At 61.8% G+C, this 14,005-nt stretch carries 11 protein-coding genes; 7 read left to right on the top strand and 4 right to left on the bottom strand.

Going from position 1 to position 14,005, the window contains the following annotated elements:
* Nucleotides 1-229: 229 nt before the first annotated feature.
* Nucleotides 230-1,153: a LysR family transcriptional regulator gene (locus ACIONG_RS01175; RefSeq protein ID WP_103301981.1), complete on the bottom strand. Its 924-nt coding sequence runs from the start codon at nt 1,151-1,153 to the stop codon at nt 230-232.
* A 94-nt stretch (nt 1,154-1,247) separates the two neighbouring features.
* Nucleotides 1,248-2,447, bottom strand: coding sequence for an MFS transporter (locus ACIONG_RS01170; RefSeq protein WP_401296141.1), 1,200 nt, complete (start codon nt 2,445-2,447; stop codon nt 1,248-1,250).
* 295 nt (nt 2,448-2,742) lie between these two features.
* Between ACIONG_RS01170 and ACIONG_RS01165 the strand changes: the two genes are divergently transcribed.
* From ACIONG_RS01165 to ACIONG_RS01140, 6 genes are all read left to right on the top strand, one after another.
* Nucleotides 2,743-4,023, top strand: a complete 1,281-nt coding sequence (locus ACIONG_RS01165) for a c-type cytochrome (RefSeq protein ID WP_401296139.1) — start codon at nt 2,743-2,745, stop codon at nt 4,021-4,023.
* Nucleotides 4,020-4,493, top strand: a complete 474-nt coding sequence (locus ACIONG_RS01160) for a (2Fe-2S)-binding protein (protein WP_401296137.1) — start codon at nt 4,020-4,022, stop codon at nt 4,491-4,493. The genes ACIONG_RS01165 and ACIONG_RS01160 overlap by 4 nt, the downstream gene beginning before the upstream one ends.
* Nucleotides 4,490-6,724, top strand: coding sequence for a molybdopterin cofactor-binding domain-containing protein (locus ACIONG_RS01155; protein WP_401296135.1), 2,235 nt, complete (start codon nt 4,490-4,492; stop codon nt 6,722-6,724). Before ACIONG_RS01160 ends, ACIONG_RS01155 begins: the two co-directional genes overlap by 4 nt.
* A 170-nt stretch (nt 6,725-6,894) precedes the next feature.
* Nucleotides 6,895-8,007: an alkene reductase gene (locus ACIONG_RS01150; protein WP_401296133.1), complete on the top strand. Its 1,113-nt coding sequence runs from the start codon at nt 6,895-6,897 to the stop codon at nt 8,005-8,007.
* A gap of 423 nt (nt 8,008-8,430) precedes the next feature.
* Entirely contained in the window at nt 8,431-9,774 is a 1,344-nt protein-coding gene (locus ACIONG_RS01145) for an MFS transporter (protein ID WP_349306220.1), read from the top strand.
* Nucleotides 9,775-9,960: 186 nt separating this feature from the next.
* Nucleotides 9,961-10,773, top strand: coding sequence for a DUF1206 domain-containing protein (locus ACIONG_RS01140; RefSeq protein WP_401296132.1), 813 nt, complete (start codon nt 9,961-9,963; stop codon nt 10,771-10,773).
* Between the two features lie 179 nt (nt 10,774-10,952).
* Here ACIONG_RS01140 and ACIONG_RS01135 read toward each other — a convergent pair whose 3' ends face one another.
* Nucleotides 10,953-11,462 carry a nucleoside deaminase gene (locus ACIONG_RS01135; RefSeq protein WP_401296130.1) on the bottom strand — a complete coding sequence of 170 codons (510 nt, stop codon included), beginning with the start codon at nt 11,460-11,462 and terminating at the stop codon, nt 10,953-10,955.
* Between the two features lie 31 nt (nt 11,463-11,493).
* Entirely contained in the window at nt 11,494-12,825 is a 1,332-nt protein-coding gene (locus ACIONG_RS01130) for a nucleobase:cation symporter-2 family protein (protein WP_401296128.1), read from the bottom strand.
* A gap of 227 nt (nt 12,826-13,052) precedes the next feature.
* On the opposite strand from ACIONG_RS01130, the gene ACIONG_RS01125 reads away from it, so the two are divergent.
* A complete protein-coding gene (locus ACIONG_RS01125; protein ID WP_401296127.1) occupies nt 13,053-13,967 on the top strand; it encodes a LysR family transcriptional regulator in 915 nt (304 codons plus the stop codon).
* The last annotated feature ends 38 nt before the right edge of the window (nt 13,968-14,005 follow it).

Raw genomic sequence — 14,005 nt, 5'->3', positions numbered from 1 at the left:
CTCAAACCAAACTTAAGCGCGTAATTTTCCACTCATCTCTCACAAATCAAGCAGCGCCTCCTGCCTTTTGAATGACTTACAGACTTCCAGTTATCTTCCAACTTTACAGCTCTAAATTTGATCACCCGCACTTCTTGAACTACTCAGTTCCCTTCCAGACGCCGTCAATCGCTCACCCAGAGGTAGGTGGATGTGAGTACACGAACCGGGCGCCGTTGAGCCACAGGAATTACGCTGCGGGGGTGGTCACGGCCGTCGGGCTGAGAATTTCCATCAGGAAATCGATAAACACATTGATCCTGCTGGACCCTCGGTGATTGGGTAAATACAACGCGTTGATGCAGGTGCTGGCGCTGCCGGGATTGACCTCGTAATGCTCAAGCAACCGGGTCAGCCGGCCGGCTGCGACGTCGTCGCGTACCAGCCAGTCAGCCAGCAGCGTCACCCCGCCACCGCCGATGGCTGCTTCGCGCAGGATGTCGGCGTTATTGCTTTGCAGGCGCCCGTGGACGTTGAGCTGAATGGGCGCATCTTCATTCTGAAAGGTCCAGTGCTGGTGTGTGGCGCCGTAATCGAAACGCAGGCATTGATGCTCCAGCAAATCCCGTGGGTGACAAAGCGCTGCGCTACGCGCCAGATACTCCGGACTGGCCACCACCCAGCGTTCGAAATGCCCCACGCGTTTGCTGACGATGTCATCACTGACCACGGACGACCCCAGGCGCACCGAAACATCAATCTGCTCGCTGAGCAGGTCACTGACCTGATCGCTCAGCGACAGACTGATCTCCAGACCCGGATGCCGCTCGAGCAAGCGGCTCAGGTGCGGCGCGATCAGGCGTCGCCCAAACTCCACCGGCACGCTGATGCGCAGACGGCCCTGCGCTTCGCTGCCACGATCCGCAACCACGGCATCGGCTTCGTCGATCGCGTCGAGAATCGCCACGGCTTTTTCGAAATAGGTCTGGCCGGCAACAGTCACGCTGGTGTTGCGCGTGGTGCGATTGAGCAGGCTCGCGCCCAGCTCGTGTTCCAGCCCTGCCACTTGCCGTGTCACTGACGACGTTGATATCCCGAGTTTGCGCGCTGCCGAGGAATAGCCCCCGCAGCGCACGGTTTCCACAAACATCTTCAGTGCCAGCAACTTGTCCATAAGCGGGGTCCGGTCGATAGGGAACGCGGATGATTGTGCATCACTGTGCCCCCGTCGTCTTGTACCGCCGTGCTTGCCCGCACTCGCCGGCTGTTCAGACATCGGCCTTGCGGCTCAGGAATAATCCGAGCGCCAGCGCTGGCAGCAGCGCCACCGCGACGGCGGACAGGTTCCAGCCAAAATGCTCGTACAGCGGGCTCGCCACCAGAGACCCCACCGCACCGCCGACGAAAATGCTGGTCATGTACACGGCGTTCAGGCGCGCACGGCTGTGGGGATCGAGGGCGTACACCTCACGCTGGCCGAGCACCATGTTCAATTGCACGGCGAAATCCAGCAGCACCGCGCACACCACCAGCCAGACATAGCCGCTGCCCGGGAGCGCGGCGATCAACAGCGCCACCGGCGCCAGCAACAACGCGACCAGTGTGCCGCGACGACCATGCCCGGCATCGGCCAGACGCCCGGCAATCGGCGCTGCAATGGCACCGACTGCACCGACCAGCGCGAAAATCGCCACGTGTGCCTGGGTGAAGCCGTGATGACGTATCAATTCAATCGGTGCGAGGGTCCAGAACAGGCTGAAGCTGGCAAACAGCAGCCCTTGATACAGCGAGCGCTGACGCAACACCGGATAACGCCGAGCCAAGGCAAACACCGAACCGATCAGCGCGGCATACGTGGCCTTATGCGTCGGCAGCCGACGCGGCAATGCCACGGCGGTAATCAGAGCGATGACCGCCATCAGGGCCGCTGCGCTGTAAAACACCCCACGCCAGCCGAACACGTCGACCAACAGGCTCGACAGTGGCCGCGACAACAGAATCCCCAGCAGCAGACCGCTCATGATATTGCCGACGACGCGGCCACGGCTGGCCTCCGGCGCCAAGTGCGCCGCCAGCGGCACTAGAATCTGCACGGCCACCGACGTCAGGCCGATCAGCAAAGATAACACCAGGAACATCGACGGTGAATGGGTCAGCCCGGCGCACAACAGCGTGACACTCGCCGCGAGGGTGAAGCCGACCACCAGCCGACGGTTCTCCATCAGGTCGGCCAGCGGCACCAGCAGCAACAGGCCCAGCGCGTAACCAAACTGCGTCAGCGAAACGATCAGGCTGGCATTGGCGCTGGACAGACCGATCTGCGGTGCAATCAGTTCGACGATCGGCTGTGCGTAATAAAGATTGGCCACAACCGCTCCGCAGCAGAATGCCAGGAACGCGACCATCAGGCCGGAAAGTCCTGCCGGCTGTTCGGCGTTGGTCGCAACGACCGGGTTGCCCGTGAGCATGATGACACCTCATTGAGTTCAGGAAAGTGCGGCCAAGGCTACGGCCCTGGGGCGATGCGCAGAATCCACGCGGCGGGCAACGCAGTGATGCGTCCGGCGCAACGGCGCAGGCGTTGCTTCTCGCGCAACGCGCTATTGCGTGCGCCGATGATTCTCCCGCGCCGGCGGTATCTCTACGCTTTGACCCATGGCGCCGCCGCCCTCAGCGGCGCCCTTCCCCGGCTGTCACAAGGAGCGTTGTCATGACCCGTATCCCATCCGTTCTGCCATTGCCCGTCGCGTTTTTCTCTGTCCCATGAACCGCCACTTCCTGAAGTCCAGAACGCTTTGGATCAGCGTGGCAGTGGTCGCCGTGCTCGGCCTGATCGGTGCCGTTTGGCTGATGTGGCGCCCGGCAATTGCGCCGATCGAGCGCCCGACGATGTTCGATACTGCGCAGTTGCAACGCGGGGCGCGGGTGGTCGAGGCCGGCGATTGTGCGGTCTGCCATACCCGCCCCGGTGGTGAATATCTGGCCGGCGGGCTGCCGTTGGTAACGCCCTTCGGCACGCTGTACAGCACCAACATCACCCCGGACGTCGAGACCGGTATCGGCCAATGGTCACTGCCAGCCTTTGAGCGGGCGATGCGTCAGGGCATTGCTCGCGATGGTCACTTCCTCTATCCGGCGTTCCCCTACGTGCACTACCGGCGCATGAGCGCAGTAGACATCGCCGACGCCTATGCCTACTTGATGAGCGGCCCCGCCGTGCACGCGCCGGCTGAGCAGAACCGGATGAATTTTCCGATGAACATTCGGCCATTGGTGGCGTTCTGGAACCTGCTGTTTCTGCACGGTGAGCCACTGACGCCGCTGGCGCAGCGCAGCGAGGCGTGGAATCGCGGGCATTATCTGGTTGACGGTCCGGGCCATTGCGCCGGCTGCCATTCGCCGCTGAACCTGATCGGCGCGGAAAAATCCGCGGACTATCTGCAGGGCGGCAGCGTCGATGGCTGGCAAGCGCCCGCACTGGTCGGTATGGGCCAACGCAGCAACCCGTGGAGCCGTGAGCAACTGGTGGGCTATCTGCGCGCCGAGATCGTCGATGGCCACGGCACACCCGCCGGGCCGATGCGTCCGGTCAGCTTGAGTCTGGCCCGCTTGCCCGCCAGTGAGGCCGAGGCGATTGCCGAGTATCTGCTCAGCCTGGAAAACCCGCGTTCGGTGAAAGAGACGACACCGAAGACGCCTGCCAGTGAACCGGCAGCCCCTTCGAACGGCGCCCTGCTCTTCAGCAGCGCCTGCGCCGGTTGCCATGGCCCGGTGGCGCCGATGCGCACCATCGATGGTCGCCCGGGCCTGCAAAACACCTCGGCGCTGCAAGCGGCCAGTTCGCGCAACTTCCTCAAAACCGTGCTTGAAGGTCTGCCCGCCACACCCGGATCGCCCGGCCCGGTCATGCCTGCATTCGCCGCCAGCCTGGACAACGCACAACTCGCCGCACTGGCCGCGTATCTGCGTCAGCAAGCCAGCCCCGATCAGCCGTGGGCCGACCTCTCTTCCACTATTGAAGCGTTACGTCAGGAGACGAAATGAGCCAGATCACCCTCAACGTCAACGGAGCCGCGCAACCGCTTGAGCTGGAGCCAGACATGCCGCTGCTGTATGCGCTGCGCAATCACTTGAACCTCAACGGCGCCAAATACGGATGCGGTCTCGGCCAATGCGGCGCCTGCACGGTGATCGTCGATGATCGACCGGTATTCGCCTGCCTGACGCCCTGCGCCGGCCTCGAAGGCAAAAAAATCCGCACCGTGGAAAGCCTCGGCAGCGCGGAACAACCCGGCCCCCTGCAAGCCGCATTCATCGAGAAACAGGCCGCGCAATGCGGCTACTGCATTGCCGGCATGCTGATGCGCGCGCAGGCGTTGCTTGAGCGTAATCGACACCCGGATGAGGCGACCATTTGCGAGCACATGGCCGGCAACCTGTGCCGCTGCGGTACGCACTTACGGATCATCGAGGCGATCAAACAGGTGGCCGGGCACAACGGGAGCCTGACATGAGTGAGTCGAATGAGTTGAACCCAAGCCGACGCGCTTTCCTGCGCGGCGGCGCGTTGCTGATGGCGTTCACCCTGATGCCGGTGGCGCGACGTGTGTTGGCCGATACGGAAGTCGATACGCTCGGCACCGTGGTCCTCGCCCCCGACCTTCCCGGAAGCCTGCGCACCAACCCGTGGCTCGACGCCTGGATCCGCATCGGCGCCGACGGCATTACCGTCTACACCGGCAAGGTCGAATTGGGCACCGGCGTGAAAACCGCGCTGCTGCAAATCGCCGCCGAGCGTTTGCAGGTACCGGCAACCTCCATCAACCTGCTCACCGCCGACACCGCGCTGACGCCCAACGAAGGCTACACCGCCGGCAGCCACAGCATTTTCGACAGCGGTACCGCGTTGTATAACGCCGCCGCGCAGGTGCGCGAACTGCTCGTCGATGCCGCCGCGCGCAGTTGGCAGGTCGATGCGGCGCTGCTGAGTACCCGCGATGGTGTGATCGAAGGGCCGGCCGCTCAGCGGATGAGTTACGCCGACGCGGTCAGACATGTCGATGTGCATCAATATGCCAAGGCTCAGTCACCGGCGATGGCCGCCGCTGATTTCAAACTCATCGGCCATTCGCTGCCGCGCCTCGACATCCCGGCGAAGGTCAGCGGTGGCGCAGCATTCGTCCAGGACATGCGCCTGCCGGGCATGCTGCATGCGCGGGTGATCCGCCCGCCCCGTCCGGGCTGCGCGCTGCAAGCGTTCGATGCGGCGTCCATCGAAACGCTGTCTGGCGTGGTCAAGGTGATCCGCGACGGCAACTATCTGGCGGTGGTCGCCCGTGATGAGTGGCAAGCGATCAAAGCCATGCGCCGTGCCAACGAGGTGACGCAATGGAACGAGGGCGATGCGATTCCCGAGGCGGCCGAGATTCATGGTCTGCTCAAACGCCTGCCCTCACGGCGCTATCCGATCAGCAACAACGGCACGCCGAGCGGCACGGCCGACACACGTTTTCAGGCGCGGGTCACCAAGCAGTATCTGATGCACGGCTCGATCGGCCCGTCTTGCGCAGTGGCCTGGTTCAAGGACGGCGCTCTCACCGTCTGGACCCACACCCAGGGCGTTTACCCGCTGCGCGCCGGCATTGCCGAAATGCTCGGTCTGCCACTTGAGCGGGTGCGCTGTATTCATGCCGAAGGCTCAGGGTGTTACGGGCACAACGGCGCCGATGATGCCGCCGCCGATGCAGCATTGATCGCCATGCGCATGCCCGGTACGCCGGTGCGCGTGCAATGGATGCGCGAGCAGGAAAATCTATGGGAGCCGTATAGCTCGGCGATGGTCACCGAAGTTGACGCCAGCCTCAGCCAGGGCCGCCTGCAGGACTGGGCCTACGAACTATGGACCACGCCGCACAACGAACGCATCGTCAACGCCGGGCGTCTGTTGCCAGCACGCTTGCTCGCGCGGCCCTTCGCCTCGGCGCCCTCCGTGCCGATCGCCCAGCCCGAAGGCGATGGTGATCGCAACGCGGTGCCGCTGTACGACCTCAACTCGACGCGCATCAACATGACCTTCGTCACCCAGATGCCCTTTCGCACCTCGGCCATGCGTTCGCTGGGTGCGCACATCAACATCTTCGCCATCGAGGCGAGTATCGACGAACTGGCGATCCGGGCCGGGATCGACGCGGTCGCGTTGCGTCTGGCCCATCTCAGCGACCCGCGTGCTCGCGCGGTCGTAGAACGTGTGCGTGATGAGATCGGTTGGCCGCAGAAAAGCGGCGAGCCCGGCGCCGGTATCGGTTTCGCTTTTGCCCGCTACAAAAACATCATGGGTTACTGCGCCATCGCGGTGAAGCTGCGGGTGCATCCGCAGACCGGCGAGATCCGCGTCGATCACGTGGTGACGGCGGTGGACGTCGGCCAGATCGTCAGCCCCGATGGCCTGCGCAATCAGGTCGAGGGCGGCATTGTGCAGTCCGCGAGCTGGACCCTGTATGAAAAAGTCGCCTACGACGCGGGCGGCATTCGCAGCTACGACTGGAGCGGTTATCCGATTCTGCGTTTCACGCAACTGCCGAAAAAAGTCGATGTGCATTTGCTCGACCAGCCGGGAGAACCCTTCCTCGGTGCCGCTGAAATCGTCCAGGGGCCGATGGCCGCCGCCCTTGGCAACGCCGTCGCCAACGCCACCGGCCGGCGTTGGCTGAATCTGCCGCTGACCCGCTCCAACCCACCCGCCTGAGCCACGCCCGTGTTCATCGCCGATGAGCACGGGTGCCGTTGCGCCCTGCGCAAAACAGCGTAGCGCCGGCCACCGATTATCAGCCCCGCTACACCCGGTTAAGTTAGCGCCACTGGTTCGCGGCACCGCTGCCGCGCTTGAATTCCCTCTATTGATATCTGGAGCTACCCATGCCCCGTCGCCTGTTCCAACCCCTCGCACTCGGTCCTTACACCCTCGCCCATCGCGTGGCGATGGCGCCGTTGACGCGCTCACGCGCCGGCCAACCGGGGGATGTGCCAACGTCCATGAACGCCGAGTACTATCGCCAACGGGCCAGCGCCGCACTGATCATCACCGAGGCCACGCAAATCTCCCGGCAGGCTCAGGGTTACGCCTGGACGCCGGGCATCTACAGCCCTGAGCAGGTCCGTGCGTGGCGTGGCGTCAGCGCGGCGGTGCACGAGGCCGGCGGTCTGATCTTCATGCAACTGTGGCACGTCGGCCGGGTGTCCCACCCCAGCTTTCAACCCGATGCCGGCCTGCCGGTTGCGCCCAGCGCGCTGCCGGTGCCCGGCAAGACGTTTATCGTCGACGAAAACGGTAACGGCGTCTGGGGTGATGTGCCTGTGCCGCGCGCGTTGGAAACCGCGGAAATCGCCGGCATCGTCGAGGACTACCGCGTGGCCGCGCGCAACGCGCTGAAAGCGGGCATGGACGGTGTAGAGATTCATGCCGGCAACGGTTACCTGCTCGATCAGTTTCTTAACAGCAACAGCAACCAGCGTGACGATGCCTATGGCGGCAGCGTGGAGAATCGCGCACGGTTTCTGCTGGAAGTGGTCGCGGCCGTAGCTGAAGAAGTCGGCGCCGAGCGAGTCGGCGTGCGCCTGACGCCGATGGGCCGTTTCATGGGCATGGGCGATGACACCCCGGAGGCGACCTTTGGCCACCTCGTCGAAGCACTCAACCAATGGAACCTGGCCTATCTGCACCTGGTCGAGCCGGCGATGGTCGGCACAGTCAAGGATGAAAATTTCGACCCGCGCTGGGACGCGATCATTGCCCAGTTGCGCAAGACGTGGAATGGCGTGCTGATCCTGGCGGGCGGCTACGATGCGCAATCTGCCGAACAGGCGCTGATCGCCGATCGTGCCGACATCATTGCATTCGGCCGGCCATTCCTGGCCAACCCGGACCTGCCGCGTCGGCTTCACGATGGCCTGACACTCAACGCGCCGGACCCGGGTAGCTTTTTTGGCGGGGATCAGCGTGGGTACATTGATTATCCATTTCATGCTTGAGGCAGGAGAGCCTGTCCGGATTGAGCGACCCAGAGAATAAATTGCGGTTTGAACTACAGCATTTCGAATGGACGGCAGACGCTGAGAAGCGCTCTGCCGTTTTTTTGCGAAACCGGGCAAGAGCCTTGAAGGCTTCGGGCTCGCTGCCGTGAGCGACATCAACCGACGTTAGAACTTTGCAGTGTCATTGATCAACTGCAGTGGGGGCCTCAAGGCTTTTCACCTGCGTCCAACCGTCGTAGCCAACAGCCATTGGCAAATTCCGTACAAGCCTTAGAATCCCGCGCATTCTTGCAGGCGCCGAAACCGGTGACTGACGTCTAGCTGAATGCCTGGGCAAACCTCGCTGATGGGTGTCCGGCCCTACAGCCCTGCCCGTTCGGCAGGCACTCGCATCACACACTTTTTCGGCTTGGCAATCGCCTGCGCAGAGGCGCACGTTGTGCTGTTCGATCTCCAGAGGTTTTTATGTCTCCGCGTTTGCTGGCCATGGCGCTGGCGCCCCTGCTCGGGCTGTTCATTGTTGCCCTGGGCAACGGTTTTCTGTCTTCGCTGACCACCCTTCGACTGGACGCCGCCGGTGCCTCGGCGACGATGATCGGTGTGGTTTCATCGGCCTACTTTATCGGTCTCACGCTAGGCGCCGTGTTCAATGACCGCTTGATTCTGCGCATCGGCCATATCCGCGCCTACGGCAGCTTTGCTTCGCTGATCGCCGTGACCATCCTGCTGCAGGGATTGTTCTATGACACTTGGGGCTGGTTCGCCCTGCGCCTGATCAACGGCTGGGCCACGGTCGGCGTATTTCTGGTGATCGAAAGCTGGCTGCTGCTGGCGGGCGACGCGAAGATCCGCGGCCGGTTGCTCGCGCTGTACATGATCGTCCTGTATGGCGCCGGTGTGCTTGGGCAGGCAACGTTGGGCAAAATTACTGGATTGAGCGACAGCGCACCGTTCATGGTCGCCGGCATGCTCGCCTCACTGTCGGTGTTGCCGATCGTGATCCTGCCGCGCGTGTCGCCCCTGCTCGATCAGGTGGAACCGCTCAAACCACGCCAACTGCTGGGCGTCACACCGACCGGGCTGGTCGGCTGTTTCGGCTCGGGTGTCAGCATCGCGGCGATTTACACTTTGCTGCCGTTGTATCTGCAGCGCAGCGGCCTGAATGTCGGTGAGGTCGGCAGCATGATGGCCTGGACAATCCTCGGCGCCATGCTTCTGCAATACCCGGTCGGACGCTGGTCCGACCGCAAGGATCGTTTGCAGGTGCTGACCCTGCTGACGGGGGCGTGCTCGGTGTTATCGCTGGTGATCGTCCTGCTTCCTTTGTCCCCAACCCTGCTCGCCGCGATGTTGTTTCTGCTCGGCGGCGGTGTATTCGCGCTTTATCCGGTTGCCGTCAGCCACGCCGCCGACCGCGCCCCTGCCGAAGCGTTGGTGCCGATGATTCAGGGTTTGCTGCTGATTAACTCACTGGGGTCGGCGATCAGTCCGATGATGATTTCGCCGGTGATGAACTCGTTCGGCGCCAATGGCCTGTTCTGGGTATTTGCGCTGGTCAATCTGTGCATGGTCACCTTTTTCTTGTGGCGACGCGGTAAACGCCCGGTTCCGGCCAATCCCGCACCTTTTGCGGCGGCAGCGACTTTTTCGCCGACAGGGGCGGAACTGCGTGTGACCGAAGATCTGCGTCAGGCCGTGCAGGAGCATCCGCCGATGGTGGATGCGTTGAGCGGCGAGCCTGCGCCGCAGTGTGATGCGCGATAAGCGTCACGGCAGTTACCGCCATAGGCGATGCCCCGCTCGACGGAAGTCGCCATTCACTGCCAGGCGACCTTGAATAAGCGCCTCATCAGCTCGCAGCACGTAACCAGGGTTTGAGCGTCAGGAAGGCGAATAGAACCCCTCCTGGCAAGAAGGGTCTGCTCTCTATGCCCTTTCAGGAATACACCCATGTCCGCGCAACACAGCCTTGTCATACTCGCCCGGGGAGGATATGCCGCTCGGGGAGTGTTGTATTTGATCATCGGTATCTTCGCATTGCTGGCAGCCCAGGACTCGACCAGAGCCAAAGACAGCCACAAGAGCCTTGAAGCTTTGCTCGGCCAGCCATTCGGCTATTTTTTAGTCGGACTTGTGGTGGCGGGTCTGCTCGCATTTGCGGCCTGGCGTGTCCTGCAAGCCACGCGCGATGTCGATCATCACGGCAAACAACTCAAAGGTCTGGTGATTCGCGCGGGTCTGTTGGCGGGAGGTCTGGTCAACGGGGCGCTGGCGTTTTTTGCGTTGGGCCTACTCGTCAGCGGCATCCAGAGCTCGGGCGATGGCGGAGGGCAAACCAAAGACTGGCTGGCGCATCTCTTGTCGTGGAAACACTCGAACTTGTTGGTGTACCTGATCGCTCTCATTCCGCTTGGGGTGGGCATTGCTCACATCATCAAGGGCTGGAAAGCGTCGTTCGAACAATATTTCGAGGCCGACGAAGATGTCATGCGCTATGTCCGTCCGGTATCCCGGTTCGGTCTGATAGCTCGCGGCGTGGTGTTCATCGAAATTGCCGTGCTGTTGGCAATCAGTGGTTCCGCTTATCAGGCCATGGATCCACCGGGGATGAAGGAAGCACTTGATGCGCTGCAGAATCTACCCGCAGGTTGGCTGATTTTGATGGTGATGGCGCTGGGGCTGATTGCCTTCTCGGTCTACAGTTTTTCAGAAGCATTCTGGCGCAAGATCAATATGGATGTGCCAGGCGTGTCCGGTCATTAACGTGTGGCACCGGGCAATCAATTTCTCGGATCAGGATAATTACGTTTTTCCCCTGCGGTTGGCGATCATCAGCGTCGGCCCTTCATTCATTTGATTGAAGGGCCACCCCATGGATCGATCCGCGAATCACCAGGAGCAAGAACGCGGCGCGGGGATAGCGACTTCCTGCACGTTGCGCGTTATGACCAGAACCCTTTGTGCGGTTCAGCCGCCTCCCCCTCCAGCATCGGCCCCAATACACTGACCTTGCGTTGCCCCTTGGCGAACACCTCGCGGCAAGGTAAGGAGAACGTCGGATTCTCCGGATGATCCCCCGTTAACCCCAGCAAGGCATGTTCTGACAAGGCATACACCACCCGCCCGATCCCGGTCCAATACACGGCGCCGGCGCACATGCAGCAAGGTTCGGCGCTGGTGTACAGCGTGCACAGTTCCAGCTCCTGCGGCGACAGCAGTTTTGCCGCTGCCGCCGCTGCCACCAACTCCGCATGCTGAGTCGGATCGCCTTCCGGGGGCATCGAGTTATTGCCTGCTTCGACAATCACCTTGCCGTTGCGGTCGGCCACCAATGCCGCGAACGGATGGCGACCGCGCTGTTTCGATGCCTCGGACAAGGCGATGGTTTGGCGCAGTAACGTCAGATCAAGCTCGCTGACGCCGGCCGGGATGAGCTGAGTCAATTGATTCATGGGTAACTCCTGGGCAGTGGAAAACAAACAATCATTCGGCCAGTTCAGCGCCGATGGTTTCGGTCGATTTTTTTTCGTTGTTGAGCAGGATGTTGAGGACGATGGCGGTGATCGCACCGAGGAAAATCCCGCTGTCGAGCACCAGTTTCAGCGTCGGGCCGACATGTTCGAACAGCGCCGGACAGGACATCGGTAGCACCCCGACACTCACCGACACGGCGACGATAATGCCGTTGCGCGTGCCCTCGAATTGCACCCGCGACAGTTCCTGAATCCCCGCCACCGTGGTCATGCCGAACATCACGATCGCGCAGCCACCGAGCACCGGCGTCGGCACTGCGGCGATCAACGCGCCGAGTTTCGGGAACAGGCCCATCAGCACCATGATTGCCCCGGCAGCGGCCACGACGAAACGGCTTTTAACGTTGGAAAGCGCGATCAAACCGGTGTTCTGGGTGAAGGCGTTGTAGGGAAAACTGTTGAACAGGCCGCCAAGCATGGTCGACAAGCCGTCGGCGCGGAATGCGTTGCCGAGGGTCTGTTGCGTGGTCGGTTTGCCGGTCAATTTGCCAATCGCCAGACAGTTGCCGGTGGTCTCGGCCATGATCACCAGCATCGCCAAAGTCATGATCAGAATCGGCACAGGCGCGAATTCCGGTGCGCCAAATGCCATCGGCGCACTCAGTTCAAACCACGCTGCTTCGCTGACCCGGGTGAAGTGAGTCATGCCGCAAGCCGCTGCGATCAGGCTGCCGACGAACAGGCCGATCAGCACGCTGAGGTTGCCGATGAAGCCCTTGAATTTGGCGTAGATCACCAACGTCACGCTGACCGTGGCCAAGCCCAGCAACAGGTTGGAGGGATTACCGAAATCCGCCGCATCGGGATTGCCACCGCCCAGCCAGATCGCCGCCGCCGGCATCAGCGAGATGCCGATAATGGTGATCAGACTGCCAATCACCACCGGCGGAAAAAACCGCAGCAAGCGGCTGAATACCGGTGCCAGCGCGATGGTGATAACGCCCGACGCGATCACCGCGCCGAAAATCTGACTGAGGCCGAACTCCTTGCCGATCATGATCATCGGCGCCAGGGCAATGAACGAGCAGCCTTGAATCAACGGCAGACGCGCGCCGAATTTCCAGAAACCGAGGGTTTGAATCAATGTCGCCACACCCGACGTCAGCAGGTTGGCGTTGATCAGTAACACCACCTGCGCCGAAGTCAGCCCCATCGCACTGCCAAGAATCAGCGGCACCGCCACCGCTCCCGCGTACATCACCAGCACATGCTGCAAGCCAAACGTGAACAACTGTCGCAGTGGCAAAACCTCGTCCACCGGATGAATGCGTTGTGTGGTCATTTCACACGCTCCTGAAGGTGCGGCATCTGTTGAGATCGCGGGCATGCTCAGGGGCGTTTGAAAATCAGATCCGCCCCGGAGATCGTTTGACGCGGGGCCATAGTTGAACGTTTATTACGATGAAACAAATTAGCAACCATCGCTTTTTTCGATGGCGCACACACGGCACAATCAACCATTCGCTCGCTGCCAAAAAAATCATTGCCTTCGACCCGGGAGTTCACCGCTTGCGCTTCTCACTCGATCAACTGTTGATGTTCGTCCAGGTGGTCAAAAGCGGATCGTTTTCCGCCGCCGGGCGCAAACTGGGCAAGACCCAATCGACCATCAGCGCGGCGATTGCCAACCTCGAAACCGACCTTGGCGTCGACCTGTTCGACCGCACCAACCGCAGCCCCGCCCTGACCGCCAGCGGCCACAAATTGCTGGTGCAGGCCGAAGCCGTGCTCGAACGCTGCATGACCTTCGAAGCCCACGCCGACTGCCTTTCGGACAACGTCGAACCCAGCCTGACATTGGCGATTGAAACGCCTTACGGCCCGATCATGCCGGTGCTCAAAGCCTTCGAAGCCGCGTTCCCCTTTGTCGACCTGATCATCCGCCATCCGGTTTACGGCGACGTCAGCGAACTGGTCAGCAGCGGCGAAGCGGTACTCGGTGTGGCGTTCTCACAGCCCGGCTATCCCAAGGAGCTGGCGTTCCAGCAACTGGGCAAACTGATCATGCTGCACGTCTGTCATCCCGAGCACCCATTGGCGCAACTCGATAACGTCTCCTTCGACGACCTGCACGTCCATCGCCGCCTGGCCTTCAGCGCCCACGCGAGCAAACTGCCGAGCAGCGAATACCTGCGCTCGACCCAGTTGTGGCAAGCGGAAAGCTATCTAGCGTTACTGGAAATGGTCCGCGCCGGGCTCGGTTGGGCCACCCTGCCCCGTCAACTTGTGCAGCGTGAACTGGCCAAGGGGGAACTAGTGGAGCTACAGCTCTCGGCGTATCCGCATACTGACTGGCAGATTGGTGTCGATTTGCTGTGGGCGCGGCAGCGGCCGCTGGGTAAAGCCGAACGTTGGTTGAAGGAGAAATTGCAGGGCAACAAGGTGTATGAACTGGATCGCAATGGGCAAATCACCACGCTTTGACGTGGGTACAAAGAGGCCCGCCAAAGCGGGCCTCGATT

The sequence above is a fragment of the Pseudomonas sp. NPDC087817 genome, assembly GCF_044742875.1.
In the GTDB taxonomy this organism is placed as follows: Bacteria; Pseudomonadota; Gammaproteobacteria; order Pseudomonadales; family Pseudomonadaceae; genus Aquipseudomonas.
This window is presented reverse-complemented; position numbering and strand designations above follow the sequence as displayed.

What these genes read in the sequence shown, in the direction of transcription:
- ACIONG_RS01175 (WP_103301981.1), bottom strand. Translation starts at nt 1,153, where the DNA reads ATGGACAAGTTGCTGGCACTGAAGATGTTTGTGGAAACCGTGCGCTGC.
- ACIONG_RS01170 (WP_401296141.1), bottom strand. Translation starts at nt 2,447, where the DNA reads ATGCTCACGGGCAACCCGGTCGTTGCGACCAACGCCGAACAGCCGGCA.
- ACIONG_RS01165 (WP_401296139.1), top strand. Translation starts at nt 2,743, where the DNA reads ATGAACCGCCACTTCCTGAAGTCCAGAACGCTTTGGATCAGCGTGGCA.
- ACIONG_RS01160 (WP_401296137.1), top strand. Translation starts at nt 4,020, where the DNA reads ATGAGCCAGATCACCCTCAACGTCAACGGAGCCGCGCAACCGCTTGAG.
- ACIONG_RS01155 (WP_401296135.1), top strand. Translation starts at nt 4,490, where the DNA reads ATGAGTGAGTCGAATGAGTTGAACCCAAGCCGACGCGCTTTCCTGCGC.
- ACIONG_RS01150 (WP_401296133.1), top strand. Translation starts at nt 6,895, where the DNA reads ATGCCCCGTCGCCTGTTCCAACCCCTCGCACTCGGTCCTTACACCCTC.
- ACIONG_RS01140 (WP_401296132.1), top strand. Translation starts at nt 9,961, where the DNA reads ATGTCCGCGCAACACAGCCTTGTCATACTCGCCCGGGGAGGATATGCC.
- ACIONG_RS01135 (WP_401296130.1), bottom strand. Translation starts at nt 11,462, where the DNA reads ATGAATCAATTGACTCAGCTCATCCCGGCCGGCGTCAGCGAGCTTGAT.
- ACIONG_RS01130 (WP_401296128.1), bottom strand. Translation starts at nt 12,825, where the DNA reads ATGACCACACAACGCATTCATCCGGTGGACGAGGTTTTGCCACTGCGA.